We start from the raw sequence: 26,015 nt of genomic DNA on the forward strand, positions 1-26,015 counted from the left end.
GGCGTCCGAGTCCGGTCGCGGGCGCCTCGTGCGCGGTCACCGGCTGGCGGCGAGCCCCGATCGCTCCGGCACGCCGAGATCGGCCATGATGGCGCGCGAGCGCGATCGCACGGTGCCGAGGGGGAGATCGAGCAGCTGCGAGATCTGCAGGTCGGTGAGCCCTGCGGCGGCGAGCCCGAGGATGTCGCGGTCGATCCACGAGCGGCTGCCGCGCAGCGCGCGCCGCGAGGCGACGAGGCTCGTCTCGAGGTCCTCGGCGAGGCGGGCGGCCGCGGCGTCGCCGCCGAGCGCGATGGCCGCGTCGAGCAGTCGACGCGTCAGCGCCGCGTGCCGCGCCGAGACGATGCCGGCGGCGGCGTCGATGAGCATGCCGGCGTCGCGATGCCGCGCGGCGGTCGCGAGCACGAGCAGCGCGCGCAGGACGGGGGAGAGGAGGCGCGCGTCGATGTCGGACACGTCCGGCACGGTGTCGCCGAGGCGCGCGTGGAGCGCGGCCGCCGCGACTCGCAGCGGCACGTGCGCCGGCACGCGCGCGTCGACGAGCGCGGCGCATCGACCGAGCGTCGCGCGCGCGGCGGCCCCCTCGACGTGCTCGGCGGCGGCGACGATCTCCGCGACGTGGCTCGAGACGACGATGAGCGTGGCGCCGATGGCGTCGTGCGCGGCGTCGGGGCCGCTGTGCAGCGCCTGGATGGCCGCGAGCGCGACCTGGCGGGGTGCCTCGTCGGGCAGGTCGAGCAGCATGGCCTCGGCCATGTCCGCGTGCTGGGGCTGGCTGTCCTCGGCGGCGCGCGACAGCAGGCCGTAGGCGATCGCCGCGGAGTCGTCGGTCGTCGCGGCGATCTCGACGATGCGGTCGAGCGCGCTGTCGAGCAGCGGCAGCGGCGGCAGCGCGACGGCGCGCGCAGCCATCCGCGTCTCGGCGATCGCGCGTCCGGCGGCGGCGAGCATCGTGCGCGTCCAGTCCTGCACGTGCCCGACCACCCCGTGCACGCCGTCGGCCGCGTCGAGCACGGCCTGCGCGTCGCCGCGGAACGCGGCATCGCACGCCAGGAGCCCGTAGGCGCGCACGCCGACGAGCGGGTCGCCGCCGACGAGCGCGGCTTGCGCGGCGTGCGCCACGGCCTCGTGATCGCCGGACTCGAGGGCGGCCTGGGCGCGCGCGAGCTCGCCGATGCGCCGGAGACGGGCACCGAGCTCCGCGTGCGGCGGCAGCAGGTCCGCGAGGTCCGAGCCGGCCCACTCCGGAGTCAGCACGGATGCGGTGATGGTGAAGTTCACCAGGCGAGTCGAGAGGTCGTCGAACCCGGCGGCGTGGGCGTCGCGGAGGAGCGCGGGAGCGATGGCCGTCTCACCCGCTGCGATCGCGGCGAGCATCGTCGGGAGCGTGCGTGCGTCGAGCTCGAGCGCGACCGCCGCTGCGTCGCGCGCGCAGGTCGTCAGGCTGCGCCCGACGAGCGTGCAGGCGGCGATGGCGGCCAGGCGCGCGCGCGTGCTCGTCGACACGGCGATCCTGCCGGCCTCGACGGCGCGGTGCGCCGCGATGTACTCGCTCGCGGTGGCCGCGTCGCGACGCGACCAGCCCTCCGCGATCTCGGTGAGGATCGCGAGGCAGCGGTCGCCGGAGCGCTGCGCGAGCGACGTCCTGAGGATCGCGGGCACGACGAGCGCTCCGGCGACCTCGTCGACGATGCCCACGTGCAGCAGGGCGTCGACGGCGTCCTGGCCGAGGTGGTCGACGGCGCGCACGACGCGGATGCCGGGGACGCCGGCGATGACCTGGGCCGCGCTGCGCAGCTCGGGCTCGAGCGCGCGCACGATGGCGGCGGCGGCAGCCGCCGCCCGGCGGGGGCGCTCGGGCCGCAGGCGGTCGTCGAGGAGCGCGGCGGCGAGCAGGGGATAGCCGCGCGACTGCGCGTGGATGATGCTGCGGCCGATCGCGCCGAGCCAGTCGGGGTGCAGACCGGCACGGGCCAGCCGGTCGTCGGCGAGTCGGTCGAACTGGCGGCGCGTGAGCCTGCCGAGTCGCACGACCATGACCGACTGCTCGTCGGGCTCGGGCAGGGCGACGTCGCGTCGCGTGTCGAGCGACTCGTCGTCCGAGAGCACCGTGGTGAGCCCCGCGCCGGGGCCGGCGGAGCGCATGGGCTCGAACGCGATGGGAGTGGCGCCCGTCGTGCGCAGCATCGTGTGCGTCACGCGGCGGCGCACGGCCTCCGAGCCGAGCAGGGGATGCCCGACGAGGACCACGCGTCGACCGGCGTCGACGGCCTCCATGATGCGTGTGCAGTCGTCATGTCGCCCCAGGGGGTCTACCGTGCGCATCGCTGCTCCCGTCACTGCGCTCGTCGATGCGGTCGGATCGGCCGCATCGGTGGGTCGGTGACGCGTCGCTCCGGGCTCGCACCCGTCGAAGAATCTTCGACTTCGGGCAGGATACTGCGGTCGGGCGCGGATATCCGCAGATCGCAGGAAATCCTCTGCCGCTGGGGTACACGAGCGAGCGATGCGCCAGCGATGCATCGTCCATGAGCCTGCGGCACGCGCGACGGTCGCCGCGACACGCGTGCGCTCGGGGCCCGCCCGCGCGAGGATGGGCCCATGAGCGACGAGCTGGAGGCCGCGCGCAAGGCGGTCGAGGACGCGAGACGGGCCCAGGCCGAGGCGGAGGCGCGACTGCGCGCGATGGAGGCGGGTGCGGCGGCGTCGCCGGGGCCGGATGCGGCGCCGCCGATCGCAGCGGACTCGGCGTCGAGCACGCCGCCGACGGCAGCCGCACCGACCGCCGCGGACGCCGCCGCAGCCGCGACGCCCGACGTCGACCCCATCGCGACCGCCGCACCGGCATCGGATCCCGCGCCGGTCGCACCCGTCGGTCCGCTCTCGCCGGAGGCCGTCGCCGCCGTGCGCGCGGGCTACGCCTTCGAGGGTCCCGCCCTCGAGCTCGGCGCGCTCGTCAACGGCGTCGCCGACCCGTCGACGCCCGTGCGCATCCCGCTCGGCATGCTGAACCGGCATGGGCTCGTCGCCGGCGCGACGGGCACGGGCAAGACGAAGACGCTGCAGGTGCTCGTCGAGCAGCTCTCGGCCGCGGGCGTCCCCGTCTTCGCGGCCGACGTCAAGGGCGACCTCTCCGGCATCGCGACGCCGGGTGCGTCGAGCCCGAAGCTGCTCGAGCGCACGGCCGGCATCGGGCAGGACTGGCAGCCGCTCGCCGCGCCCGTCGAGTACTTCGCGCTCGGGGGCGAAGGCATCGGCGTGCCGATCCGCGCGACGGTCACGGGCTTCGGCCCGACGATGCTGTCGAAGGTGCTCGGTCTCAACGACACGCAGGAGTCGAGCCTCGGCATCCTCTTCGCCTACGCCGACCGGCAGGGGCTGCCGCTGCTCGACCTCGAGGACCTGCGCGAGCTGCTGCTGTGGCTGACGGGCGACGACGGGAAGGCCGGGCTGCGCGAGCTCGGCGGCATCTCGCCGCAGACGGCCGGCGTCATCCTCCGTGCGCTCACCGCCTTCGCCGAGCAGGGCGCGGAGCGCCTCTTCGGCGAGCCCGAGATCGACGTCGCCGACCTGCTGCGCACGACGCCCGACGGACGCGGCGTCGTGAGCCTGCTCGAGGTGCCCGGCGTCGCCGACCGACCGCAGCTCTTCTCGACCTTCCTCATGTGGCTGCTCGCCGAGCTCTTCGAGACGCTGCCCGAGGTCGGCGACCCCGAGCGGCCGCGCCTGGTGTTCTTCTTCGACGAGGCGCATCTGCTCTTCGCCGACGCGTCGAAGGCGTTCCTGTCGTCGATCACGCAGACGGTGCGGCTCATCCGCTCGAAGGGCGTGGGCATCGTGTTCGTGACGCAGACGCCGAAGGACGTCCCCTCGGACGTGCTGGCGCAGCTCGGATCCCGCGTGCAGCACCAGCTGCGCGCGCACACGCCCGACGACGAGAAGGCGCTGCGCGCCACCGTGCGCACGTATCCCACGAGCGAGTACGACCTCCAGCAGGTGCTCACGAGCCTCGGCACGGGCGAGGCGATCGTGACGGTGATGGACGAGCGCGGCGTGCCGACGCCGGTCGCGTGGACGCGCCTGCGCGCGCCGCAGGGCTCGATGGAGCCGACGCCCGAGACGCAGATGCGCAGCGCGGTCGCCGCGTCGCCGCTGCAGGCGCGGTACGGCGAGGCCATCGACCGCGAGTCCGCCTCCGAGATCCTCGCGAGGCGGATCGAGGCCGCCCAGGCTGCCGAGGCGAAGGCCCGGGCCGAGGCGAGCGCCGCGAAGGATGCGAAGGAGCGCGAGGCCGAGGCCCGCAGGCTCGAGCGCGAGGCGACCCGCAACAGGGCTGCATCCGAGCGCGCGGCGAAGGACAACCCGGTCGTGCAGGCCATCCGATCGCGCACGGGCCAGACGATCGTGCGCGAGATCGTGCGCGGCATCTTCGGCACGCGCAGGCGCTGAGCCCGGTCGAGACGACGATGCGCGGCACCCGGCTCGGGTGCCGCGCATCGTGCTGAGCAGCGGAGGATGGGGGATTCGAACCCCCGAGGGCTTGCACCCAACACGCTTTCCAAGCGTGCGCCATAGGCCACTAGGCGAATCCTCCAGCTGGCCGCGAAGGCCAACTCGGCAAGTCTAGCCCGCACCGGGACCGTGCAGACGCCGGAGGGGCGGGATCTCGCGATCCCGCCCCTCCTGGGTCGCCGCTAGCCGCAGATGGTGTACGACTCGACGCCGGCCCCGAGGGCGGCGGTGCCGCCCATGAGGTAGACGTCGGGCTGACCCAGCCGCAGGCTCTCGCTGATGATCTCCGAGCTCACGCAGTTCGTCTGGACGACGTACAGCGGGGACTCGGCGGCGCCGGCGAGCGCGGAGGCGGACAGCGCGTCGGGGAAGTTGAGCCCGCTCGCGATGTACATGCCCGACACGGGCGGTCCGAAGATCGCCTGGTTGACGTAGACGCCCGTCAGGAACCGGTCGGATCCCGACAGACGCTGCGGGCTGCGCGCGTCGTTGATGAGATCCGCGTAGATCCCGTTCGACACGGCCGCGGTGCCACCGGCGACGAGCGTGCTCGTGACGCCGAGGCCGTCGAGCGTCGCACCGGTCGCGGCGTCGAGGTCGGCCGAGAGGCCGTCCACGAGCAGCACCGGAGCGCCGATCGCTCCACCCGCCGCGCCCGCGGTGAGCGCATCCGGGAAGGAGCGGCCGGTGGCGATGAACGCCGATCCCGCACCCTCGCCGAACGCGTACTCCGCGATGAGGCGCGACGTCTCGTAGCGGTCCGCGCCGGAGATCCGGTCGACGGTCTCGGCCAGGTCCTCCATCTCGGTCTCGACCGAGGCCGAGATCGCGCCGGTGCCACCGACGATGACGATGCGGCTCGGGGCGAGACGCTCGATCTCGTCGACCACCACGTCGGGCGACGCAGCCGGGTCGGTGAGGAGCAGCGGACCGCCCTCGACCGCGGCGGCGGGACCGGCGGCGAGGCCGTCGGGGTAGTTCACGCCGCTCGCGACGTAGACCACGTCCGCACCCTCGGGGTAGCCGAGCTGCGAGGCCGCCACGGCGGTCTCGTAGCGGTTGGCGCCCGAGATGCGCTCCGGGGCGGGGATCGTCGCGTCGCCGGTCGTGACGCGCACGAACGTCTGCTGCGAGTCGTCGGTCGAGTACTCCACGAGGCCGATGTAGCTCGCGTCGACATCCAGTCCGCGCCACGACAGCTCGAACGTCTCGGGCACGCCGATCGTGGGCTGCAGCGTCGAGGGCGTCGCGGTGAGCTGACCCTCGTTCGTGCCGCCGATCGAGACCTGGTCGAGCGTGAACGGCGACGGAGCGTCGCCCTCCACGCTGTAGAAGTCGACTGCGGCGATGTACTCGCCGGCCGACGGGTTCTCGATGAGCAGCGTCTCGCTGGCCGCGGGGGTCGCCGCCTGCCAGAGCTGCACGACGTTGCCGTTCGCGTCGAGTCGGCCGACCAGGAGGTCGAGGTCGGCGACCCCGTCCTCGCCGTCGAGCTCGAAGTAGAGCGCGGCCGACCCCTCGGGCACCGAGAACGACTCGGCGGTCTCGAAGGCGTCGCCTTCCACGCCCTCGCCGGAGAGCAGCTCGGTGACGCGCGAGAGGCCCGTCGTGACGATGCCGATCGGGTCGGTCTCGCCCGGCAGCACCGTCACGGGCGTCGAGCCCGTCGTGCCCGTGCCCTCGACCCACGTGGGTGCGTCGAGCGCGACGGGGAAGAGGGCGATGGGCGAGCGTGCGGTGTGCTCGGCGCTCGTCCAGGTCAGCGAGCCCGTCGTCCAGGCACCCAGCGGCGCCGTGGTCGTCGTGAACGTGACCGAGTACGAGAGCTCCTGGCCGGCGGCGGTGAAGTCGAGCACGGTGGGCGAGACCACGGCGGTCGTGCCCTCCGGAGCGTCGACCGTCACCGAGTACGAGCCCGGCTCGAGCGCGGTCAGCGTCCTCGTGACGGTCTGCGAGCCCGGGAGCGCGCCGACGCCGATGGACGGGATGTTGAGATCGCTCGGATCGATCGCCGCGCCCACCCACGTGTCGGGCAGCACGTAGCCGAGGCCGCGGAGGTAGCCGTACCAGTCCTCGGTGCCGCTGGCGTAGTAGACGCCCGCGTCGAGGAGGTCGGCGGTGTTCACGAAGCCGGCGCCCTGCGCCCACCAGTCCTGCGACGTCGAGCCGTCGGCGTTCACGGTGTCGGTCGCGGTCGTCATGAGCGCCGACTTGATCTCGGACGGCGTGGCGTTCGGGAACTCGCCGAGGTAGAAGGCTGCGAGGCCGGCGACGTGCGGTGCCGCCATCGAGGTGCCGGACAGGAAGATGAACCCGGGCTCCTCTCCCTCGGCGTTCGGGCCGGCTGCGATGATGCCGGTGCCGGGCGCGGCGATGTCGGGCTTGATGACGTCGCTGCCGTCCGCGAGCGCGGGGCCGCGCGACGAGGAGGCCGCGACGATGGGAGCCGGGGTCTCGATGCCGGTCGTGTTGCCGGGCGTGAACGTGACGGTCGCGCCGGCCGCGACGGCGGCGAGCACCTGTGCGCGGTACTGCGCGTCGACGTGGATCGTCGGCACCGAGTGGTCGTCGAGGTCGATCGAGCCGGCGACGACGTTCGTCAGGATCATGCCGATGCCGCCTGCAGCGGCGACCGTCGCCGACTTCGCGACGCGGTCGTTCTGGCCACGGTCGCAGACGACGATCTTGCCTGCGGCGGCCTCGGCGTCGATGGCGCCCGTGAAGCAGAGCGAGGCCTGCTCGACGCTCGCACCCTCCGCGGGGATGTCGCCCGCGTAGACGAGCTCGCCGGAGAGCGGCGTCGCCTCGGGATCCATGTCGACGGTCACCGATGCGCCCGGGATGGGCGTGGAGCCCGCCGAGAACGTCGCGGTCGCCTCGTAGTTCGGGATCGTCGTATTGGCGACGGTCGCGTACCAGGGGGAGGCGTGGTCGAGCGTCGATGCGCCGGGGCCGGAGTTGCCGGCCGACGCGGAGACGAAGATGCCCGCCGCCGCAGCGCCGAGGAAGGCCTCGTCGTACGCCGTGATGACGCTCGTCGCGGCACCGCCGCCGATCGAGAAGTTGATGACGTCGACGCCGTCGGCCGTCGCGGCCTCGATGGCCTGGACGAGGTCGGTCGCGGCGCAGCCGTCGCGCACCGGAGGCGTCGCATCGGGGTTGCCGGTCCAGCAGACCTTGTAGACGGCGATGCGCGCCTCGGGGGCGACGCCCGACATCGTGCCGATGTCCTGGCCCGCCTGCGTCGTGACGGGCACGTCGTAGTTGCCCGCGGCGGTCGAGGCCGTGTGCGAGCCGTGGCCGTCGAGGTCGCGGGGGGAGGGGACCTCGAGGTCGCTGCCGGCGATCCTCGTCGCGCCGAAGCCGTCGAGGAAGAACTGCGCGCCGATGATCTTCGTCGAGCACATGTCCGACGTGAACTGCGGACCCGTCTCGCACGTGCCGGTGAAGGTGCCGCCATCGCCGCGCGTGTAGGTGATGGTGTCGCCGTCGAGGTAGGGCTCGCTGCCGGGCTCGGTGCCGAGCGGCTCCCCGGCGAACAGCGGGTTCTCCGGGGCGATGCCGGTGTCGAGCACGCCGACGACGACGCCGCTGCCGGCGTCGGCCTCGCCACCGACCTGGTCCCACATGCCCTCGACGTCCAGGTACTCGTTCGACGGCGACCCGTCGACCTGGAGGAACTCCTCGGGGAAGAGGTTGAGCACGCGGCCGTCGCGAGCGAGCTCGAGCGCCTGGTCGGCGCTGAGGTCGGCGACGAAGCCGTTCAGCGACAGCGTGAGGTTCGCGGCGATGTCCGCGCCCACGGAGTCGGCGACCTCCTGCTGCTCGTTCTCGAGGTAGTCGCTGTACGCGACGACCGGCGCCGCGTCCTCGTCGAGGCTCTGCGTGCCGGTCGGCGAGGTGCGCTGGAGGTTCGGGATGCCGCCGGTGTAGAGCGCGGCGGCATCGTCCTTCAGCTGGACGACGTAGCGACCGTCGACGAACTGGCTGGTGTCGATCGGCACGGAGGGCGTGGGTGCTGCGTTCGCCACCGACGTGCTCACGACGACGCCGCCGAGACCGATGGTCACGGCGGCGAGCGAGGCGAGACAGCGACGGAGAGCGACACGAGATGGTGCGGTGCTCACAGGAAGGTGTCCTTCGTCACGGGTTCCCCACCTGATCGGGCGGGGCGTTGAGGGCCAACCTAGGCCGCTCCTGCGCGACGCATCGGGAAGCGTTACCCAAGCGTGATCCTGGGGGACGCGTTGCGGCGTGTCGTGAGCGATGCTCACGAAAAGTGGCCGTCAGAGGCCGGTTCTGCTCGTGGCTCCGGTCTACGACGCCGACCCGCGACACGACTGCCGTGGAACGCCGAAGGGGCGGGATCCGCGTGGACCCCGCCCCCTCGACGTGCGCTGCGGCTAGCCGCAGATGGCGTACGCCTCGACGCCGGCACCCAGGGCGGCGGTGCCGCCCATGAGGTAGACGTCGGGCTGGCCGAGTCGCAGGCTCTCGCTGATGATCTCCGAGTTCACGCAGTTCGTCTGGACGACGTACAGCGGGGACTCGTCGGCACCGGCGAGGGCCGAGGCGGACAGGGCGTCGGGGAAGTTCAGACCGCTGGCGATGTACATCGACGACACCGGCGGCGAGAAGATCGCCTGGTTGACGTAGACGCCCGTGAGGAACCGGTCGGCTCCCGCGAGACGCTGGGGGCTGCGGGCGTCGTCGATGAGATCCGCGTAGATCCCGTTCGACACCGCCGCCGTGCCACCCGCGACGAGCGTCTGCGTGACGCCGAGCTCGTCGAGCGTCTCCGACGTTGCACCGTCGACGCTGGTCGCGAGGCCGTCCACGAGCAGGACCGGCGCACCGATCGCTCCGCCGGCGGCACCCGCGGTCAGCGCGTCGGGGAACGAGCGGCCGGTGGCGATGAACGCCGTGCCCGCTCCCTCGCCGAACGCGTACTCCGCGATCAGCCGCGACGTCTCGTAGCGGTCCGCGCCCGAGATGCGATCCACCGTCTCGGCGAGGTCGCCCATCGCGTCCTCGACCGCGGCGGAGATGGCACCCGTGCCGCCCACGATCACGATGCGGCTCGGCGAGAGCCGCTCGATCTCGTCGAGCACGACCGTCGGCGCCTGGGCCGGGTCGGTCAGGAGCAGCGGGCCGCCCTCGACCGCCGCGGCAGGACCGGCCGTCAGGCCATCGGGGTAGTTCACGCCGCTCGCGACGTAGACCACGCCTGCGCCCTCGGGGTAGCCGGCCTGCGAGGCCGCGACCGCGGTCTCGTAGCGGTTGGCACCCGAGATGCGCTCCGGAGCGGGGATGCTCGCCTCGCCGGTCGTGACGTGCACGAACGTGCGCGACTCGCCCGAGTAGGCGACCGCACCGACGAAGTCGCCGTCGAGCGGGAGCCCGCGCCACGAGGCGGTGTAGGACGCCTGCTGCGCGATCGTGCCGTCGATGCTCGTCGGGTCGGTCGTGAACGAGCCGAGGCCCGGCGCCGACGTGATCGCCGCCTGGCGCACCACGTAGTCGGTCGTCGCCTCGTTCGAGGAGTAGACCGACACGATCGTCGCCCACGTGCCCGGCGTCGGGTCCTCGACGAGGAGCGTCTCGGAGGCGGCCTCGGTGCCCGCGACGTGCTGCTCGACGATCTGGCCGTTCACGATGCGCACGGCGTAGAGGTCGAGGTCCGAGTCGGGGTCGAGGCTGTCGAGGGCGAAGTAGCGCGCCGTCTCGCCCTCGGCGACCGTGAAGGTCGACGACGGCAGCTGCTGGCCCGTGGAGCCCGTGCCCGAGTCGAACTCCTCGACCGGGAAGAGGCCCTGCGGGGTGAGCGGGATCGACGTGGTGGCCCCGGCCGTCACCGTGACGGGCGTGGCGCCCGCCGTGCCGGTGCCCTCGACCCACTGCGGCGCGTCGACGATCACCGGGTACACGGCGATCGGCGATCGTGCCGTGTGCTCGGCGCTCGTCCACGTGAGCGAGCCCTGCGTCCATGCCTCGAGCGTCGCGCCGGCGTCGACCGTGAACGTCACCGAGTAGGTGCCGGTGTCGCCCGCCTCGGCGAACGACAGCTGCGTCGGCTGGACGACCGCGGTCACGCCCTCGGGCGTGTCCACCGACACGTCGTAGGTGCCCGGCTCGAGCGCCGTGAGCGTCCTCGTGATCGTCTGCGTGCCCGCGAGGGCGCCGATGCCGATCGAGGCGATGTTCAGGTCGCTCGGGTCGATGGCCGCACCCACCCACGTGGAGGGCAGCTCGTAGCCGATGCCGCGCAGGTAGCCGTACCAGTCGCTCTGGCCGTTGGCGTAGTACACGCCCGCGTCGAGGAAGTCGGCCGTGTTCACGAAGCCGGCGCCCTGGGCGAACCAGTCCTGCACGGCGTCGCCGTTCGCGTCGACCGTGTCGGTGGCCGTCGTCATGAGCGCCGACTTGATCTCCGCAGGCGTCGCGAAGGGGTCGTCGCCGAGGTAGACCGCGGCGAGACCTGCGACGTGCGGCGCTGCCATCGACGTGCCGCTGAGGAAGATGAAGCTGCCCTCGGCGCCCGGCGCGTTCGGACCGGCGGCGATGATGCCGGTGCCGGGCGCCGCGATGTCGGGCTTGATGACGTCGTTGCCGTCGGCCTCGACCGGGCCTCGCGACGAGGAGGCGGCCACGATGGGCGCCGGCGTCTCGATGCCGGACGTGTTGCCGGCGGTGAACGTCACCGTCTGCGACGGCACCGTCTGGGCGACGGCTCGCACCTGCGCGTAGTAGGCCGCGTCGATGTGCACCGTCGGGATGACGTGGTCGTCCAGGTCGATCGAGTTCGGCGTCGGGTTGCCGAGGATCATGCCTGCGCCACCTGCTGCTGCGACGACGTCCGACTTCTCGACGCGCGCGTTGCTGCCGCGGTCGCAGAGCACGATCGTGCCCTCGGCGACCGTGGCGAGCGAGCCGGGGAGGCAGAGCGCCGCGTCGGCCGTGGAGGCCCCCTCCGCGGCGATGTCGCCCGCGTAGACGAGCGGGCCGCTGAACGGCTCGGCGTCCGCAGCCATGTCGACCGTGATCGACGCTCCGGGGATGAGCGAGCCGTCCGGCAGCTCGATCGTCGCCTCGTAGTTGGGGATCGTCGTGTTCGCGACGGTCGCGTACCACGGCGAGGCGTGGTCGAGCGTCGTCGGGTTCGGCCCGGAGTTGCCCGCCGAGGCCGAGACGAAGATGCCCGCCTGCGCTGCGCCGAGGAAGGCCAGGTCGTAGGCGCTGAACACGGAGTCGGCCGCGCCGCCACCGATCGAGAAGTTGATGACGTCGACGCCGTCGGACGTCGCGGCCTCGATGCCCGCGAGCAGGTCCGTGCCGTAGCACGCGTCGTCATCGGTCGATGCCGGGTCGGTGCCCGACCAGCAGACCTTGTACGCGGCGATGCGCGCCTCGGGTGCGACGCCCGACATCGTGCCGATGTCCTGGCCGCCCTCGGTCGTGACCGCGACGTCGTGGTTGCCCGCTGCGGTCGAGGCCGTGTGCGAGCCGTGGCCGTCGCCGTCGCGCGGCGAGAGGTACTCGCCGGGGACCTGGTCCTCGGTGCCGAACTCGAAGCCGTCGGCGATCGCGCCCTCGGCGAAGAACTGCGCACCGACGATCTTCGTCGAGCACATCTCCACCGTGAAGCCCGGGCCCGTCTGGCACGTGCCGGTGAACGTCTGTCCGTCGCCCTTGACGTACAGGATCTGGTCGCCGGACCAGTAGGGCTCCGCACCCTGGGTCGTGCCGAGCGCGTCGCCCGCGAAGAGCGGGTTCTCGGGCGCGATGCCCGTGTCGAGCACGCCGACGACGACGCCCTGCCCGGCGCCCTCGACGCCACCGACCTGGTTCCACATGCCCTCGACGTCGAGGTACTCGTTGGCGGGGGAGGCGTCGATCTGGAGGATCTCGTCGGGCGTGACGGCCGCGACGCGCGGGTCCAGCGAGAGCTCGATCGCCTGGTCGACCGTCAGGTCGGCGACGAAGGCGTTGAGCGTGAGCGTGAGGCTCGTCTCGACGGCGGCTCCGACGGAGCCGGCGACGTCCTGCTGCTCGGACTCGAGGTAGTCGCTGTACGCGACGACCGCCGGGTCGCTGTCGTCGAGCGAGTCCGTGCCCGTGGGCGAGGTGCGCTGGAGGTTCGGGATGCCACCGGTGTAGAGGGCGGCGCTGTCGTCGACGAGCTGGACGACGTAGCGTCCGTCGACGAAGCCGCTGAGATCGACGGCGGGTGTGCTGGGCGGGGCTGCGTTCGCCACCGACGTGCTCACGACGACGCCGCCGAGACCGATGGTCACGGCGGCGAGCGAGGCGAGACAGCGACGGAGAGCGACACGAGATGGTGCGGTGCTCACAGGAAGGTGTCCTTCGTCACGGGTTCCCCGCCTGATCGGGCGGGGCGTTGAGGGCCAACCTAGGCCGCTCCTGCTCGACGCATGGGGAAGCGTTACCGAAGCGTGATGCGGGGCGCGCGACTCGGCGTGTCGTGAGCGAGGACCGCCGGCGGCGTCCGGCGGAGGCCGCAACCCGTCGATGCAGGGCGGGCCCGTCCCTAGGCTGGATCCGTGACCTCACGGATGATGATCGCCTCTCCCGAGGGGCACGCGGGCAAGTCCATCGTGGCGCTCGGGCTCGTCGACGCGCTCTCGCGCCGGGTCGGGCGCGTCGGCGTCTACCGACCGGTGTCGCGCTCCACGACCGAGCGGGACGCCGTGCTCGAGCTGCTCCTCGCCCACGACGCCGTGCACCTCCCGTACGAGGACGCGATCGGCACGACCTACGAGGCGGTGCACGACGACCCGGAGGCGGCGCTCGCGACGATCGTGTCGCGCTTCCACCTGCTTGAGGACCGCTTCGACGCCATCGTGATCGTCGGCTCCGACTACACCGACGTGGGCAGCCCCACCGAGCTCGGCTTCAACGCGCGCGTCGCCGCCAACCTCGGCGCGCCCGTCGTGCTCGTCTTGGGCGGCCGCGATCCCGAGACCGGGCAGCCGCGCTCGGTCGAGGCGCTCGGTCAGCTCGGCGAGCTCACGCTGCCGGAGCTGCGCGCCGGCCACGCGCGGCTCGCGGCGCTCGTCGTGAACCGCAGCGACGTCGCGGCCGCCGACGTCGAGGCCGTGGCGCGCGCCGCCGGCATCGAGGTGCCGGTGTGGGCCATCCCGGAGGACCCCATCCTCGGCGCACCGACCGTGCAGCAGCTCTTCGACGCGACCGACGCGGCGCTCGTCGGCGGCGATGCCGCGCTCGCGCAGCGCGAGTCGCTCGGCACCGTCGTCGCCGGCATGTCGATGGAGCACGTGCTCGACCGGCTCATCGACGGCGGCATCGTCGTCGTGCCCGGCGACCGCTCCGACGTCGTGGTCGCGACCCTGCTCGCGCAGCGGTCGGAGGCGTTCCCCACCGTCGCGGGCATCATCCTGAACGGCGGCTTCGACCTCGCGCCCTCGGTGCAGCGGCTCATCGACGGTCTCGACCTCACGATGCCCATCGCCCGGTCGCCGCACGGCACGTACGAGACGGCCAGGCGCATCGCGGGCACGCGCGGCGCCATCTCGACGGGCACGCAGCGCAAGCGGGACACGGCGCTCGCGCTGTTCGAGAGCCACGTCGAGGTCGACGCGCTGCTCGACCTGCTCGAGCTGCAGCGCTCGACGGTCGTGACGCCGCTCATGTTCGAGCAGGGGCTCATCGAGCGCGCCCGCGCCGACGTGCGGCACATCGTGCTGCCCGAGGGCGATGACGACCGCATCCTGCAGGCGGCCTCCACGATCCTGCAGCGCGGCGTCGCCCGGCTCACGATCCTCGGCGACGAGCAGGCGGTGCGCGCTCGCGCATCGGAGCTCGGCCTCGACCTCGCCGACGCGCGCGTCGTCGCGACGACCGACCATGCGCTCAGGACGCGCTACGCGGAGGCGTACGCGGCGGCACGCGCGCACAAGGGCGTGACGTTCGAGGACGCCTGGGAGCGCGTGACCGACGTGTCGTACTTCGGCACGATGATGGTGCACCTCGGCGACGCCGACGGCATGGTGTCGGGCGCCGCGCACACGACTGCCCACACCATCCGCCCGTCCTTCGAGGTGGTGAAGACGAAGCCGGGCGTCTCCGTGGTCTCCTCCGTCTTCCTCATGGCGCTCGCCGACCGCGTGCTCGTCTACGGCGACTGCGCCGTCGTCCCCGAGCCCACCGACGCCGAGCTCGCCGACATCGCGATCTCGTCGGCGCAGACCGCCCGCGACTTCGGCATCGAGCCGCGCGTCGCGATGCTGTCCTACTCGACGGGGGAGTCGGGATCCGGCGCGGAGGTCGACAAGGTGCGCGCGGCGACCGCGCTCGTGCGCGAGCGCGCGCCCGAGCTGCTCGTCGAGGGCCCCATCCAGTACGACGCGGCGGCCGACCCCGTCGTCGCCGCGAAGAAGATGCCGGGCAGCGACGTCGCCGGGCGCGCGACCGTGTTCGTCTTCCCCGACCTCAACACGGGCAACAACACGTACAAGGCGGTGCAGCGCTCGGCGGGCGCGCTCGCGATCGGTCCTGTGCTCCAGGGCCTGAACAAGCCGGTCAACGACCTCTCGAGAGGGGCGCTCGTGCAGGACATCGTCAACACGGTCGCGATCACGGCGATCCAGGCGCAGGGCCAGGCGTCGCAGGCGGGCGCATGAGCAGCGTCTTCGTCGTCAACGCCGGCTCCTCGAGCCTCAAGTACCAGCTCGTCGACCTCGAGTCGGGATCCGCGCTCGCCTCGGGGCTCGTGGAGCGGATCGGCGAGGCGCGCTCGAGCGCCCGCCACGTCGTGGAGGATGCGCGGCACGACGCCGAGCTGCATGTGGGCGACCACGAGCAGGCGTTCCGCTGGGTGCTGGCGGCGTTCGCCGAGCACGGTCCTGCGCTCGACGACGCGGGCATCGTCGCGGTCGGGCACCGCGTCGTGCAGGGCGGGGCGCGCTTCGACGGCCCCGTCGTCGTCGACGATCGCGTCGAGGGGCAGATCGCCGACCTCGCGCCGCTCGCGCCCCTCCACAACCCCGCGAACCTCCTCGGCATCCGCGCGGCGCGCGTCGCGTTCGGGTCGCTGCCGCACGTCGCCGTGTTCGACACGGCCTTCCATCGCACGCTGCCGCGCGCCGCCTGGCGCTACGCGATCGACCGGTCGGTCGCCGACGAGCACCGCGTGCGCAAGTACGGCTTCCATGGCACGAGCCATCAGTACGTCTCGCGCCGCACGGCGCAGTTGCTCGGCCGCCCGCTCGAGGACACGCGAACGATCGTCCTGCACCTGGGCAACGGGGCCTCTGCGTGCGCCGTCGACTCAGGTCGCTCGGTCGAGACGTCGATGGGCATGACGCCGCTCGCCGGCCTCGTGATGGGCACGCGCTCCGGCGACGTCGATCCCGGCGTGCTCGTGCACCTGCACCGCGTCGCGGGCCTCGGCGTCCACGAGCTCGATGCCCTGCTCAACACGCGGTCCGGCCTGCTCGGGCTCACGGGCTCCGGCGACATGCGCGACGTGCAGCGCGCGGCGGAGGCGGGCGTCGACCACGCGGTCGAGGCGCTCGAGGTGCTCGCGCATCGGCTCCGCTCGACCGTCGGCGCCTACCTGGCCGTGCTCGGCGGTGCGGACGCCATCGCGTTCACGGCGGGCGTCGGCGAGAACGTCGCCCAGGTGCGCGCCGCTGCGCTCGCGGGGCTCGAGGAGCTCGGGGTCCGCATCGATCCCGAGCGCAACGCCGCGGGGCCGCGCGAGCGGCGCATCTCGACCGACGACTCGCGCGTCGCGGTGTGGATCGTGCCGACGGACGAGGAGCTCGAGATCGCCAGGCAGTCCGCGAGCGTCGTCGGCGTCTAGCCTGAAGGCATGCGCACCGTCTGGACCGTCGTCGGCGTCGTCCTCGCGGTGGTGATCGCCTGGGTGCTCGTCGACGTGGCGCTGCGCGTGCTCGCGTTCGGCTTCCGCCTCGCGCTCGTCGCGGGCGTCGCGGTCGTCGTCTTCCTCGTGCTGCGGATGCTCACGCGCAGGCGCCCCGAGTAGGCGGCCGCCTCAGCGCGGCAGCGCCTCGGCGACGACGACCCACTCGCGCCCCGGCCGATCGGGCGCGTCGCGCACCTCGCGCACCGCGAATGCCGTGTCCTCGAGCGAGCGCACGATGGCCGAGAGCGGGCGGAAGCGCAGCGTGCTCGTGGACTCGTACCTCGCGCCGTCCGCGCGGAAGACCGTCGGGGACTCGAAGGTCACGAGCTCGCCGTCGACGCGCGTGACCTCGACCCAGTCCTCGACCTCGCCGACGCCGGGCACGTCGACGACCTGGAAGGTCGCCTCGCGCGTCCACCCCTCCCAGGCGCGCACATGCGGACGGCGCGTCTCGAACGCGAGCACCCCGCCGTCGCGCAGCCGTTCGCGGATCGCTGCGAGCGTCGCGATCCACGCGTCGTCGTGGAGGAGCACCTGCGACGTTCGCCGTCATCGTCGCGGCGTCGACCTGCATCGCGGGCGCGTCCACCGCGGTGCCGACGATCCAGGTCACGGCGTCGGCTCCCGGCTTGCCCCGTGCCACGTCGACCGATGCGCCCGCCGGGTCGACGCCGACCACCCGCACGCCGCGTCGTGCGAGCCGGATCGCGAGCTCGCCCGTGCCGCATCCCACGTCGAGCGCCGTCGTCGCCCCCAGCTCGTCGACGACGAGCCGCTCGTACGCGTCGAGGTCGCTGCGGTCGGGATCGAGCGGGTCGGAGACGGCCGCGAGCCGCGGCTCGGCGAAGATCGCGTCAGCGCTCGTCACGAGAGCACGACCTCCTCCGCGTCGACGACGCGCGCTACGCGGCCGGCGCCGTCCTCGTAGCGCCACGACAGGTTCGTGTGCGCGATGACCTCCGCGGGGCCCGGCACGCTCGCGTCCCACTCGCGCAGGTCCTCCGTCGTGTGAGCGTCGCCGACGAGCGTCACGTCGTAGCCGCGTACGAAGGCGCCGTGCAGGGTCGAGCGCACGCAGGCATCCGTCTGCCCGCCGCACACGACGACCTCGCTCGCATCCAGGTCGGCGAGCACCGACTCGAGGCTCGTCGCGTCGAACGCATCGCCGTACGTCTTCGCGACGACCGCTTCCCCGTCGGCAGGCGCGAGGGGCGCGGCGATGCGCCAGCCGTCGCTGCCGTGCCGCAGGTCGCCCTCGTCCTCCTGCTGGATCCAGACGACCGGCGTGCCCTCGGCGCGAGCGCGATCGACGAGCCCGGCGATCCTCGTGACGACGGCGTCACGATCGTGCACGGTGGCGAAGACGCCCTCCTGCACGTCGATCACGAGCAGCGCCCGACCGGTGCGTCCAGGGATCGTCGACATCGGCGGCCTCCTTCGTGGCGTCCTGGCGACGACGGTACGCCCGGCGAGCGCGGTGTGGAAGCGCCGTCCGCGCCGCGACATGCGAAGACTCCCCGCGCACCCGCCAGAGCCCGGTTACCCTTGCTGCGTCTCCGCCCTGGGGGAGTTGGCCTGGATGGCGCCACGCGGGGAGCCGGCCACCACGATACCGGCTCGCGGCCGCCCGCTGCTACGCCGCGAGCCGCGCGAGCTCGTCGTCGGTCAGCTCGACGTCGGCCGATGCGAGGAGCTCCGAGAGCTGCTGGGGGGTGCGGGCGCTCGCGAGGGGCGCCGCGACGAGGGGCTGCTGGCGCAGCCAGGCGAGCGACACGGCCGCGACCGTCGTGCCGTGCGCTGCGGCGACGTCGTCGAGCACGTCGAGCAGCGCGACGTTCGCGGGATCCTCGAGGTAGCGACCGGCCATGCCCGCGCGCTGCGAGTCGACCTCCACGCCCGGGCGGTACTTGCCCGTGAGGAAGCCCGACGCCAGGGAGACGTAGGGCGCCTCGACGATGCCCAGCTCGTCGAGCGTCGGCAGGAGCTCGCCCTCGATCTCGCGGGACACGAGGTTGTAGCGGTCCTGGCTCGTCGTCGGGCGCGCGAGCCCGGCGGACTCGGCGACCTCGACGAGCGAGCGCAGACGGGCCGGCTCGAAGTTCGACGCCCCGACCTCGCGCACCTTGCCGGCGCGCACGAGCTCGTCGAAGACCGCCGCGACCTCCTCCTGCGGCACCTCGGGGTCGTCGCGGTGCGCGTAGTAGAGGTCGATGCGGTCGGTCTGCAGCCGTCGCAGCGAGTCGTCGACCGCGGCGCGCACGTTCGCGGCGGCCAGGCCCGGGCGCTCGGGGTGCGAGAAGACCTTCGTCGCGACGACGACGCGGTCGCGCACGCCGCGCGACGCCATCCACTCGCCGAGGATCGTCTCGGACTCGCCGCCGACGTGCCCGTCGACCCACGCGGAGTAGACGTCGGCCGTGTCGATCGACGTGCCGCCGGCCGCGAGGAACGCGTCGAGCACCGCGAAGGACTCGTCGCGATCGCTCGTCCAGCCGAAGGCGTTGCCGCCGAGGATGAGGGGGCCGTGGTCGAGAGCGGTCATGCCTGCGTCCAACGCGTCACGGGCTGCAGGATTCCCGACGCGTCCGCCGGGGGGAACCGGGCGCGGGCCTCCGCAGGCGCGTGCGCGCACGTGGGTGGCCGCCGGTAGCCTGGCGTGCATGGTCGCTGCCCTCTATCGCCGGTATCGACCGGAGACGTTCGCCGAGCTCATCGGGCAGGCGCACGTCACCGATCCGCTCAGCGCCGCGATCCGCGGCGACCGCGTCGGGCACGCCTACCTCTTCTCCGGGCCGCGCGGCTGCGGCAAGACGACGAGCGCGCGGATCCTCGCCCGATGCCTCAACTGCGCGTCGGGCCCCACGCCGGAGCCCTGCGGCACGTGCGACTCCTGCCTCGAGCTCAGCCGCGACGGCGGCGGGTCGCTCGACGTCGTCGAGATCGACGCCGCGAGCCACAACGGCGTCGACGACGCCCGCGACCTGCGCGAGCGCGCCGCGTTCGCGCCCGCGCGCGACCGCTTCAAGATCTTCATCCTCGACGAGGCGCACATGGTGACCTCGCAGGGCTTCAACGCGCTGCTGAAGATCGTCGAGGAGCCGCCGCCCCACGTGAAGTTCATCTTCGCGACGACGGAGCCCGACAAGGTCATCGGCACCATCCGCTCGCGCACGCACCACTACCCCTTCCGCCTCATCCCGCCCGCGCCGATGCTCGAGTACGTCTCGCAGCTCACGCAGCGCGAGGGCGTGCAGACGGAGGCGGGCGTGCTGCCGCTCGTCATCCGCGCCGGCGGCGGCTCCGCCCGCGACACCCTCTCGATCCTCGACCAGCTCATCGCCGGCTCGGACACGCCCACCGTCGCCTACGAGCAGGCGGTGGCGCTGCTCGGCTTCACGCACGCCGCCCTGCTCGACGACGCCGTCGACGCGCTCGGCGCTCGCGATGCCTCGGCGATGTTCGCGGCCGTCGACGCGGTCATCCAGTCGGGGCAGGATCCGCGCCGCTTCGTCGAGGATCTGCTCGAGCGGCTGCGCGACCTCATCGTGGTGCGCGCGGCGCACGATCCCGCCGCCCTGCTGCACGGCGTGCCGCAGGAGGACCTCGACGCCATGCTGCGCCAGGTGCGCGCGTTCGGACCGGTCGAGCTCTCGCGCGCCGCCGACGTCGTCGCGAAGGCGCTCACGGACATGACGGGCGCCACGAGCCCCAAGGTGCATCTCGAGCTCATGGCGGCCCGCCTGCTCGTGCCCGCGGCAGGCGACCAGGAGCTCGGCACCCTCGCGCGGGTCGAGCGCCTCGAGCGCCGCATCGGCGTCGCAGGCGGCACGAGCGAGGCGGCCGCCGCGCCCGCGCAGCCCGCGGCCGCGCAGGCCGGCGCGGCTCCCGCCTCGCAGGTCGCGGCGTCCGCGCAGCCCGTCGCCGCGCCGACGCAGCCCGCGGCGCCCGTCGCCGCGGCGCCGTCGGCTCCGGCGGCGTCCGTCGCGGCGTCGCCCGATGCGTCGCCCTCGCAGCCCGCACCGGCAGCGGCCGTCGGCGCCGTGACCGTGGAGCAGCTGCGCGACGCGTGGGACGAGGTGCTCACCCACCTGGGCGAGCGCAGCCGACCCGCCTGGCTCCTCGTCTCGCAGACCGAGATCGTCTCGCTGCAGGACGAGGTCCTCACGCTCGGATTCCGCAATCAGGGCGACTTCGAGGCGTTCCCGGCGAAGCCCGGCGGCGCGACGAGCCCCGCGGAGCATCTGCGCGCCTCGATCGAGCACGTCCTCGGCTTCACCGTGAAGTACCTGCGCACGCTCATCGGCGCGCCCGAGGGCGCGCGTCCTCGTGCCCGCGCGCCGCAGCCGTCGACCGACGGCGATGCGGAGCCTGCGTCCGCGGCGCCCGTCGCGTCAACACCCGCGTCCGCGCCCGCTCCGGCGCAGCAGGCGGACGCCGCGACCTCGCCGGTCGCGCGCCAGCGGCCGACGTCGACGGCGCCGCGGGCCGCCGCGAGCGTCGCGACGGGCTGGGCCGTCGCGCCGATCCCGAGCGCGCAGCCCGAGACGGAGGAGCCCGCGCAGCCCATCCGCCAGGCGCCCACCTCCGCGCCGCCCATCCCGACCGCGGCGCCGCCGGCGGCACCGACGCCGTCGTCCGACGGCGTCCCGGACGGCGAGGCGCCCGACGACCCCTGGGGTCCCGAGGAGCAGGTCGTCGACCACGAGGCCGCCGCTGCGGCGGTGGAGGCGACGGCTGCTGCGATGGGCGCGGCGCCCCCGGCGGCCGCGTCCACGACGGCCGCGCACGCCACGGCCGAGGGCTCCGCGCCCGCATCCGCCCCGACGCCCACGGATCGGCGCCGCGCGGCGATGGACGACGCCCGCTACGGCGAGGCGGTCGTGCGCGAGGAGCTCGGCGCCGAGTTCCTCGAGGAGATCGTGCTCGACGGCCGCGAGGAGGTGCGCTGATGTACGACGGCATCGTGCAGGAGCTCATCGACGAGCTGGGCAGGCTGCCGGGCGTGGGGCCGAAGTCGGCGCAGCGCATCGCCTTCCACATCATCCAGACCGAGTCGTTCGACGTGTCGCGCCTGTCGCGCGTGCTCGCCGAGGTGCGCGATCGCGTGCGGTTCTGCGAGATCTGCGGCAACGTCGGCGAGCAGGAGCGCTGCGCCATCTGCCGCGACCCGCGCCGCGTGCCGACGACGATCTGCGTCGTCGAGGAGCCGAAGGACGTCGTGGCGATCGAGCGCACCCGCGAGTTCCGTGGGCTGTACCACGTGCTCGGCGGCGCGCTGAACCCGATGCAGGGCGTCGGCCCCGACCAGCTGCGCATCGCGCAGCTGCTGCGACGCCTGCAGGACGGCACGGTGCAGGAGGTCATCATAGCCACCGACCCCAACGTCGAGGGCGAGGCGACCGCGACCTACCTCATCCGCACGCTCGCACCGATGGGCATCACCGTCTCGCGCCTCGCGAGCGGCCTGCCCGTGGGCGGCGACCTCGAGTTCGCGGACGAGATGACGCTCGGGCGGGCCTTCGAGGGTCGCCGCCAGGTCACGACCTGACGCGCGATCAGTCGTCGCGGTCGCGCGCGGCGCGTCCCGGCGTGCCGTCGTCGAGGTGCACCGTGCGGGGTCCGGGCACGGTGTCGACGAAGCCCGTGACGTCCTGCCCCTCGTCGAACGACGCCGCGCGGCGGCGGAAGCCGCGGGTGATGATCGCGAGGTAGACGACGCCGATCCCGGTCCAGATGAGCCCGCCGACGAGGGCGTGGCCGTCGAGGTTCACCCACAGGAGCCCGGTGAGTAGCATGCCGATCGCCGGCATGACGATGTATCGGACGACGTCGCGCGGCGTGCGCCGCAGACCCTTCCGGATCGCGAACCACGCGATGACGGAGATGTTCACGAACGTGAACGCGACGAGCGCGCCGTAGTTGATGTACGCGGCGATCTGCTCGAGCGTGAAGGCGATGGCGAGCAGGCTCACGAGGCCCGTCAGCACGACGGCGAAGAGCGGCGTGCGCGTGCGCGGGTGGACGAAGCCGAAGAGTCGGCGCGGCAGCACGGCGTTCCGGCCCATGACGAGGAGCATGCGCGAGACGGACGCGTGCGACGCGAGCCACGACGCGAGCGTCGCGGCGAAGCCGGCCGCCGTCAGCACCGCCTGCAGCACCGGGCCGCCGACCTGCACCCCGATCTCGGGCAGGGTCGAGTCCTCGATCGCGGCCTGCGGGAAGACCGACGAGTCGGGGAATCGCAGCTGCGTGACGTAGGACGCGACGAGGAAGATCGCGCCGCCCGCGACGACCGTGAGCACGATCGCCCGCGGCATGATCCTCGGGCTCCGCGCCTCCTCCGCGTACATCGTCACGGCGTCGAAGCCGATGAACGAGAAGCAGACGATCGTGGCGCCTGCGAGGACGGCGGAGAAGGCGACGCCGTCGTGCGCGAAGGGGGCGATCGAGACGACGGTGCCCGCTCCGGCGCCACCGGCGAGCTGGACGACGACCATGACGACGAAGACCGTCATGACGGCGATCGAGAAGACGAGCAGGATCATGTTGACGTTCGACGTGCCGCGCATCGTGAGGGCGATGATGCCGGTCACGAGCGCCGTGAACGCGACGACCCAGATCCAGCCGGGCACGGCCGGGAACAGCGCCTCGAGGTAGCTGCGCAGGATGAGCGCGTTCACCATCGGCAGCAGCATGTAGTCGATGAGCGCCGTCCACCCCACGACGAAGCCGACGTTCGGATGGATCGACTCGCGCGCGTACGTGTAGGCCGATCCGGCGCTGGGGATCGCGCCGACCATCTTCCCGTAGCTGATCGCGGTGAAGACCATGACGACGAGGGCGACGGCGTACGCGGCCGGCACGACGTTCGCGGTGCCGTCGGCGACGAGCCCGAAGGTGTCGAAGACGACGGTGGGGGTCATGTAGCCGAGCCCCAGGCCGACGATCGCGATGAGCCCGAGCGAGCGGGCGAGCGTCGCCTGCCCTGCAGAGGCGGGGGATGCGGTGGTCACGAGCGGGCTCCTCGTCTGCGGTGGGGCGCGGCATCCGTTCTCGGGACGGTCGAGGCATCCCAGGTGGCTGCGTGGATCGACCGTACGCCGTGCTCGGGATGCCCGACGCGCTCGACGCGACGGGAAGACGGCGTGCGGGTGACGCCGGACCCCGGCGTCATGCGGCCCGGTCGCGCATGCCCGCGACCGTAGACTGAATGCTCGCCCAACCCCTCCAGGAGTCCTCGTGAGCCTCATCGTGCAGAAGTACGGCGGCTCGAGCGTCGCCGACGCCGAGAGCATCAAGCGCGTCGCGAAGCGCATCGTCGAGACCCGCAGGCGCGGCGTCGACGTCGTCGTGGTCGTCTCGGCGATGGGCGACACGACCGACGAGCTGCTCGACCTCGCCCACGAGGTCGTGCCCGGGCTGCCGGAGCACGGGCGCGAGCTCGACATGCTGCTGACGGCCGGCGAGCGCATCTCGATGGCGCTGCTCGCGATGGCGATCACGTCGATGGGTGGCGAGGCGCTGTCGTTCACCGGCAGCCAGGCCGGCATGCTCACGGATGCGACGCACGGCTCCGCGCGCATCGTCGCCGTCACGCCCGGCCGCGTCCGCGACGCGCTCGACGAGGGCAAGATCGTCATCGTGCAGGGCTTCGCCGGCTTCAACAAGGTGACGGGCGACATCACGACCCTCGGCCGCGGCGGCTCCGACACGAGCGCCGTCGCCCTCGCCGCTGCGCTCGGCGCGGACGTCTGCGAGATCTACACGGACGTCGACGGCGTCTTCACCACCGACCCCCGCATCGTGCCGCGCGCCCGCAAGGTCGATCGCATCACGAGCGAGGAGATGCTCGAGCTCGCGTCGGCAGGCGCGAAGGTGCTGCACATCCGCAGCGTCGAGTACGCGCGCCGTCACGGCGTCACCCTGCACGTGCGCTCCTCGTTCACGAACCAGGAGGGCACGATCGTCTACGACCCCGAGAAGGAGGGGACGATGGAAGAGGCCCAGATCGTCGGCGTCGCGAGCGACCTCGGCGAGGCCAAGATCACGATCGTCGGCGTGCCCGACGTGCCCGGCACGGCGGCGCGGATCTTCACGATCGTCGCCGAGGCCGAGGCCAACGTCGACATGATCGTGCAGAACGTCTCGGCCGCCGCCACCGGTCGCACGGACATCACGTTCACGCTGCCGAAGGCGGATGCAGCACGCGCGATCGCGGCCCTCGAGTCCGCGAAGGACGAGGTCGGCTTCGAGCAGGTGCTGCACGACGACCAGATCGGCAAGCTCGCGCTCGTCGGCGCCGGCATGCGCACGAACGTCGGCGTCTCGGCGAAGCTCTTCCGGGCCCTCTCCGACGCGGGCATCAACCTCGAGCTCATCTCGACGAGCGAGATCCGCATCTCGGTCGTGACGAGCGCAGCCCAGCTCCACGACGCGGTGCGCGTCGTGCACTCGGCCTTCGGGCTCGACGCCGACGAGGACGCCGTCGTGCACGCGGGGACCGGACGATGAGCCTGCGGCTCGGCATCGTCGGCGCCACGGGCCAGGTCGGTGGCAAGGTCATCGAGCTCATCGAGCAGCGCGGGCTCGCGGTCGACGAGCTGCGACTGTTCGCATCCTCGCGCTCCGCCGGCTCGCAGCTCGTGGTGGGCGGCGAGCGGATCACGGTCGAGGATGCGGCGACGGCGGATCCGACGGGCCTCGACGTCGCGATCTTCTCGGCGGGCGCGACGACGTCGCGTGCGCAGGCGGAGCGCTTCGCAGCCGCGGGCGTCACGGTCGTCGACAACTCCTCGGCGTGGCGCATGGATCCGGACGTGCCGCTCGTGGTCTCCGAGGTCAACGCCCACGCGCTCGACACGATCCCCAAGGGCATCGTCGCGAATCCGAACTGCACGACGATGGCCGCGATGCCCGTGCTGCGTCCGCTGCACGCGGAGGCGGGGCTCGCCCGCCTCGTCGTCGCGACCTACCAGGCCGTCTCCGGCACGGGCCTCGCTGGCGTGGAGGAGCTGCTGGGCCAGCTGCAGGCGGCGGTCGCGCAGCATCCCGAGCGCCTGACGCACGACGGTCACGCGCTCGACCTGCCCGAGCCGGTCAAGTACGTCGCCCCGATCGCGATGAACGTCCTGCCGCTCGCGGGATCGATCGTCGACGACGGCGAGGGCGAGACCGACGAGGAGAAGAAGCTCCGCAACGAGAGCCGCAAGATCCTCGAGATCCCCGACCTGCTCGTCGCCGGCACCTGCGTGCGCGTGCCGGTCTTCACCGGCCACTCGCTGTCGATCCACGCCGAGTTCGACCGACCGATCAGCCCCGAGCGCGCCCGCGAGCTGCTGGCGGACGCACCGGGCGTCGTCCTCGCCGACGTGCCGACGCCGCAGGATGCGGCGGGCACCGACCCCACGATCGTCGGCCGCATCCGCGCCGATCAGTCGGCGCCGGAGGGGCGCGGCCTCGTGCTGTTCCTCTCGAGCGACAACCTCCGCAAGGGCGCGGCGCTCAACGCGCTGCAGATCGCCGAGCTGCTCGCGGCGCGCATCGCCGCCTGACGAGGCCGTCGCGACGGGGCGGGGACCGGTGGGTCCCGCCCCGT

The 26,015-nt window shown here is 73.0% G+C and carries 15 protein-coding genes, 1 tRNA gene, 1 other RNA gene and 1 pseudogene; 8 read left to right on the forward strand and 10 right to left on the reverse strand.

Annotated features, from left to right (window positions below; all coding sequences use genetic code 11):
- Positions 1 to 36: 36 nt before the first annotated feature.
- Positions 37 to 2,277 (reverse strand): hypothetical protein, encoded by a 2,241-nt coding sequence (locus tag C1N71_RS03030; protein WP_137755064.1) that lies wholly within the window; start codon positions 2,275 to 2,277, stop codon positions 37 to 39.
- 324 nt (positions 2,278 to 2,601) lie between these two features.
- On the opposite strand from C1N71_RS03030, the gene C1N71_RS03035 reads away from it, so the two are divergent.
- Positions 2,602 to 4,449, forward strand: a complete 1,848-nt coding sequence (locus C1N71_RS03035) for a helicase HerA-like domain-containing protein (RefSeq protein WP_137755065.1) — start codon at positions 2,602 to 2,604, stop codon at positions 4,447 to 4,449.
- 60 nt (positions 4,450 to 4,509) lie between these two features.
- Here the strand turns inward: C1N71_RS03035 and C1N71_RS03040 are convergent.
- From C1N71_RS03040 to C1N71_RS03050, 3 genes are all read right to left on the reverse strand, one after another.
- A tRNA-Ser gene (locus tag C1N71_RS03040) sits at positions 4,510 to 4,594 on the reverse strand.
- A 100-nt stretch (positions 4,595 to 4,694) separates the two neighbouring features.
- Positions 4,695 to 8,582, reverse strand: coding sequence for a cell wall-binding repeat-containing protein (locus C1N71_RS03045; RefSeq protein ID WP_137755066.1), 3,888 nt, complete (start codon positions 8,580 to 8,582; stop codon positions 4,695 to 4,697).
- 333 nt (positions 8,583 to 8,915) lie between these two features.
- Entirely contained in the window at positions 8,916 to 12,806 is a 3,891-nt protein-coding gene (locus C1N71_RS03050; RefSeq protein WP_137755067.1) for a cell wall-binding repeat-containing protein, read from the reverse strand.
- A 267-nt stretch (positions 12,807 to 13,073) separates the two neighbouring features.
- Between C1N71_RS03050 and pta the strand changes: the two genes are divergently transcribed.
- Genes pta through C1N71_RS14860 form a run of 3 tightly spaced genes read left to right on the forward strand, consistent with a single transcriptional unit; the run spans position 13,074 to position 16,540 of the window.
- Positions 13,074 to 15,173 (forward strand): phosphate acetyltransferase, encoded by a 2,100-nt coding sequence (pta, locus tag C1N71_RS03055; protein ID WP_137755068.1) that lies wholly within the window; start codon positions 13,074 to 13,076, stop codon positions 15,171 to 15,173.
- A complete protein-coding gene (locus tag C1N71_RS03060) occupies positions 15,170 to 16,357 on the forward strand; it encodes an acetate/propionate family kinase (RefSeq protein ID WP_137755069.1) in 1,188 nt (395 codons plus the stop codon). The genes pta and C1N71_RS03060 overlap by 4 nt, the downstream gene beginning before the upstream one ends.
- Before the next feature lie 9 nt (positions 16,358 to 16,366).
- The gene (locus C1N71_RS14860) at positions 16,367 to 16,540 is read left to right on the forward strand and encodes a hypothetical protein (protein ID WP_175414072.1); all 174 of its coding nucleotides are present in this window, start codon (positions 16,367 to 16,369) and stop codon (positions 16,538 to 16,540) included.
- Between the two features lie 9 nt (positions 16,541 to 16,549).
- Here C1N71_RS14860 and C1N71_RS15230 read toward each other — a convergent pair whose 3' ends face one another.
- From C1N71_RS15230 to C1N71_RS03080, 5 genes and pseudogenes are all read right to left on the reverse strand, one after another.
- Complete coding sequence (locus C1N71_RS15230) at positions 16,550 to 16,954, reverse strand: hypothetical protein (protein ID WP_254678185.1); 405 nt, start codon at positions 16,952 to 16,954, stop codon at positions 16,550 to 16,552.
- A gap of 70 nt (positions 16,955 to 17,024) precedes the next feature.
- Positions 17,025 to 17,354, reverse strand: a pseudogene (locus C1N71_RS15480) (class I SAM-dependent methyltransferase); the annotation flags it as partial.
- The gene (locus C1N71_RS03070) at positions 17,285 to 17,845 is read right to left on the reverse strand and encodes an isochorismatase family protein (protein WP_137755070.1); all 561 of its coding nucleotides are present in this window, start codon (positions 17,843 to 17,845) and stop codon (positions 17,285 to 17,287) included. The gene C1N71_RS03070 and the pseudogene C1N71_RS15480, both read right to left, overlap by 70 nt.
- An 80-nt stretch (positions 17,846 to 17,925) precedes the next feature.
- Positions 17,926 to 18,022, reverse strand: an RNA gene (gene ffs / locus C1N71_RS03075) — signal recognition particle sRNA small type.
- 31 nt (positions 18,023 to 18,053) lie between these two features.
- On the reverse strand, positions 18,054 to 18,962 hold the full coding sequence (locus C1N71_RS03080; RefSeq protein WP_137755071.1) for an aldo/keto reductase: 909 nt from the start codon (positions 18,960 to 18,962) through the stop codon (positions 18,054 to 18,056).
- A 118-nt stretch (positions 18,963 to 19,080) separates the two neighbouring features.
- Here C1N71_RS03080 and C1N71_RS03085 point away from each other — a divergent pair, with 118 nt between their 5' ends.
- Together C1N71_RS03085 and recR are read left to right on the forward strand one after the other, a co-directional pair.
- On the forward strand, positions 19,081 to 21,369 hold the full coding sequence (locus C1N71_RS03085; protein WP_137755072.1) for a DNA polymerase III subunit gamma and tau: 2,289 nt from the start codon (positions 19,081 to 19,083) through the stop codon (positions 21,367 to 21,369).
- Positions 21,369 to 21,968, forward strand: coding sequence for a recombination mediator RecR (gene recR, locus C1N71_RS03090; RefSeq protein ID WP_137755073.1), 600 nt, complete (start codon positions 21,369 to 21,371; stop codon positions 21,966 to 21,968). The genes C1N71_RS03085 and recR overlap by 1 nt, the downstream gene beginning before the upstream one ends.
- Before the next feature lie 7 nt (positions 21,969 to 21,975).
- Here recR and C1N71_RS03095 read toward each other — a convergent pair whose 3' ends face one another.
- The gene (locus C1N71_RS03095) at positions 21,976 to 23,343 is read right to left on the reverse strand and encodes an APC family permease (RefSeq protein ID WP_137757167.1); all 1,368 of its coding nucleotides are present in this window, start codon (positions 23,341 to 23,343) and stop codon (positions 21,976 to 21,978) included.
- A 316-nt stretch (positions 23,344 to 23,659) separates the two neighbouring features.
- Here C1N71_RS03095 and C1N71_RS03100 point away from each other — a divergent pair, with 316 nt between their 5' ends.
- Both C1N71_RS03100 and C1N71_RS03105 read left to right on the forward strand, forming a co-directional pair.
- Complete coding sequence (locus C1N71_RS03100) at positions 23,660 to 24,931, forward strand: aspartate kinase (RefSeq protein WP_137755074.1); 1,272 nt, start codon at positions 23,660 to 23,662, stop codon at positions 24,929 to 24,931.
- On the forward strand, positions 24,928 to 25,971 hold the full coding sequence (locus tag C1N71_RS03105) for an aspartate-semialdehyde dehydrogenase (RefSeq protein WP_137755075.1): 1,044 nt from the start codon (positions 24,928 to 24,930) through the stop codon (positions 25,969 to 25,971). Before C1N71_RS03100 ends, C1N71_RS03105 begins: the two co-directional genes overlap by 4 nt.
- Positions 25,972 to 26,015 lie beyond the last annotated feature (44 nt).

It is taken from the genome of Agrococcus sp. SGAir0287, assembly GCF_005484985.1.
In the GTDB taxonomy this organism is placed as follows: Bacteria; Actinomycetota; Actinomycetes; order Actinomycetales; family Microbacteriaceae; genus Agrococcus.

Excerpts from the sequence above, each read along its gene's own strand:
- C1N71_RS03105 (WP_137755075.1), top strand. The coding sequence starts at position 24,928 with ATGAGCCTGCGGCTCGGCATCGTCGGCGCCACGGGCCAGGTCGGTGGC.
- C1N71_RS03035 (WP_137755065.1), top strand. The coding sequence starts at position 2,602 with ATGAGCGACGAGCTGGAGGCCGCGCGCAAGGCGGTCGAGGACGCGAGA.
- C1N71_RS03095 (WP_137757167.1), bottom strand. The coding sequence starts at position 23,343 with ATGACCCCCACCGTCGTCTTCGACACCTTCGGGCTCGTCGCCGACGGC.
- recR (WP_137755073.1), top strand. The coding sequence starts at position 21,369 with ATGTACGACGGCATCGTGCAGGAGCTCATCGACGAGCTGGGCAGGCTG.
- C1N71_RS03080 (WP_137755071.1), bottom strand. The coding sequence starts at position 18,962 with ATGACCGCTCTCGACCACGGCCCCCTCATCCTCGGCGGCAACGCCTTC.
- C1N71_RS03060 (WP_137755069.1), top strand. The coding sequence starts at position 15,170 with ATGAGCAGCGTCTTCGTCGTCAACGCCGGCTCCTCGAGCCTCAAGTAC.
- C1N71_RS03070 (WP_137755070.1), bottom strand. The coding sequence starts at position 17,845 with ATGTCGACGATCCCTGGACGCACCGGTCGGGCGCTGCTCGTGATCGAC.
- C1N71_RS14860 (WP_175414072.1), top strand. The coding sequence starts at position 16,367 with ATGCGCACCGTCTGGACCGTCGTCGGCGTCGTCCTCGCGGTGGTGATC.
- C1N71_RS03085 (WP_137755072.1), top strand. The coding sequence starts at position 19,081 with ATGGTCGCTGCCCTCTATCGCCGGTATCGACCGGAGACGTTCGCCGAG.
- C1N71_RS03030 (WP_137755064.1), bottom strand. The coding sequence starts at position 2,277 with ATGGAGGCCGTCGACGCCGGTCGACGCGTGGTCCTCGTCGGGCATCCC.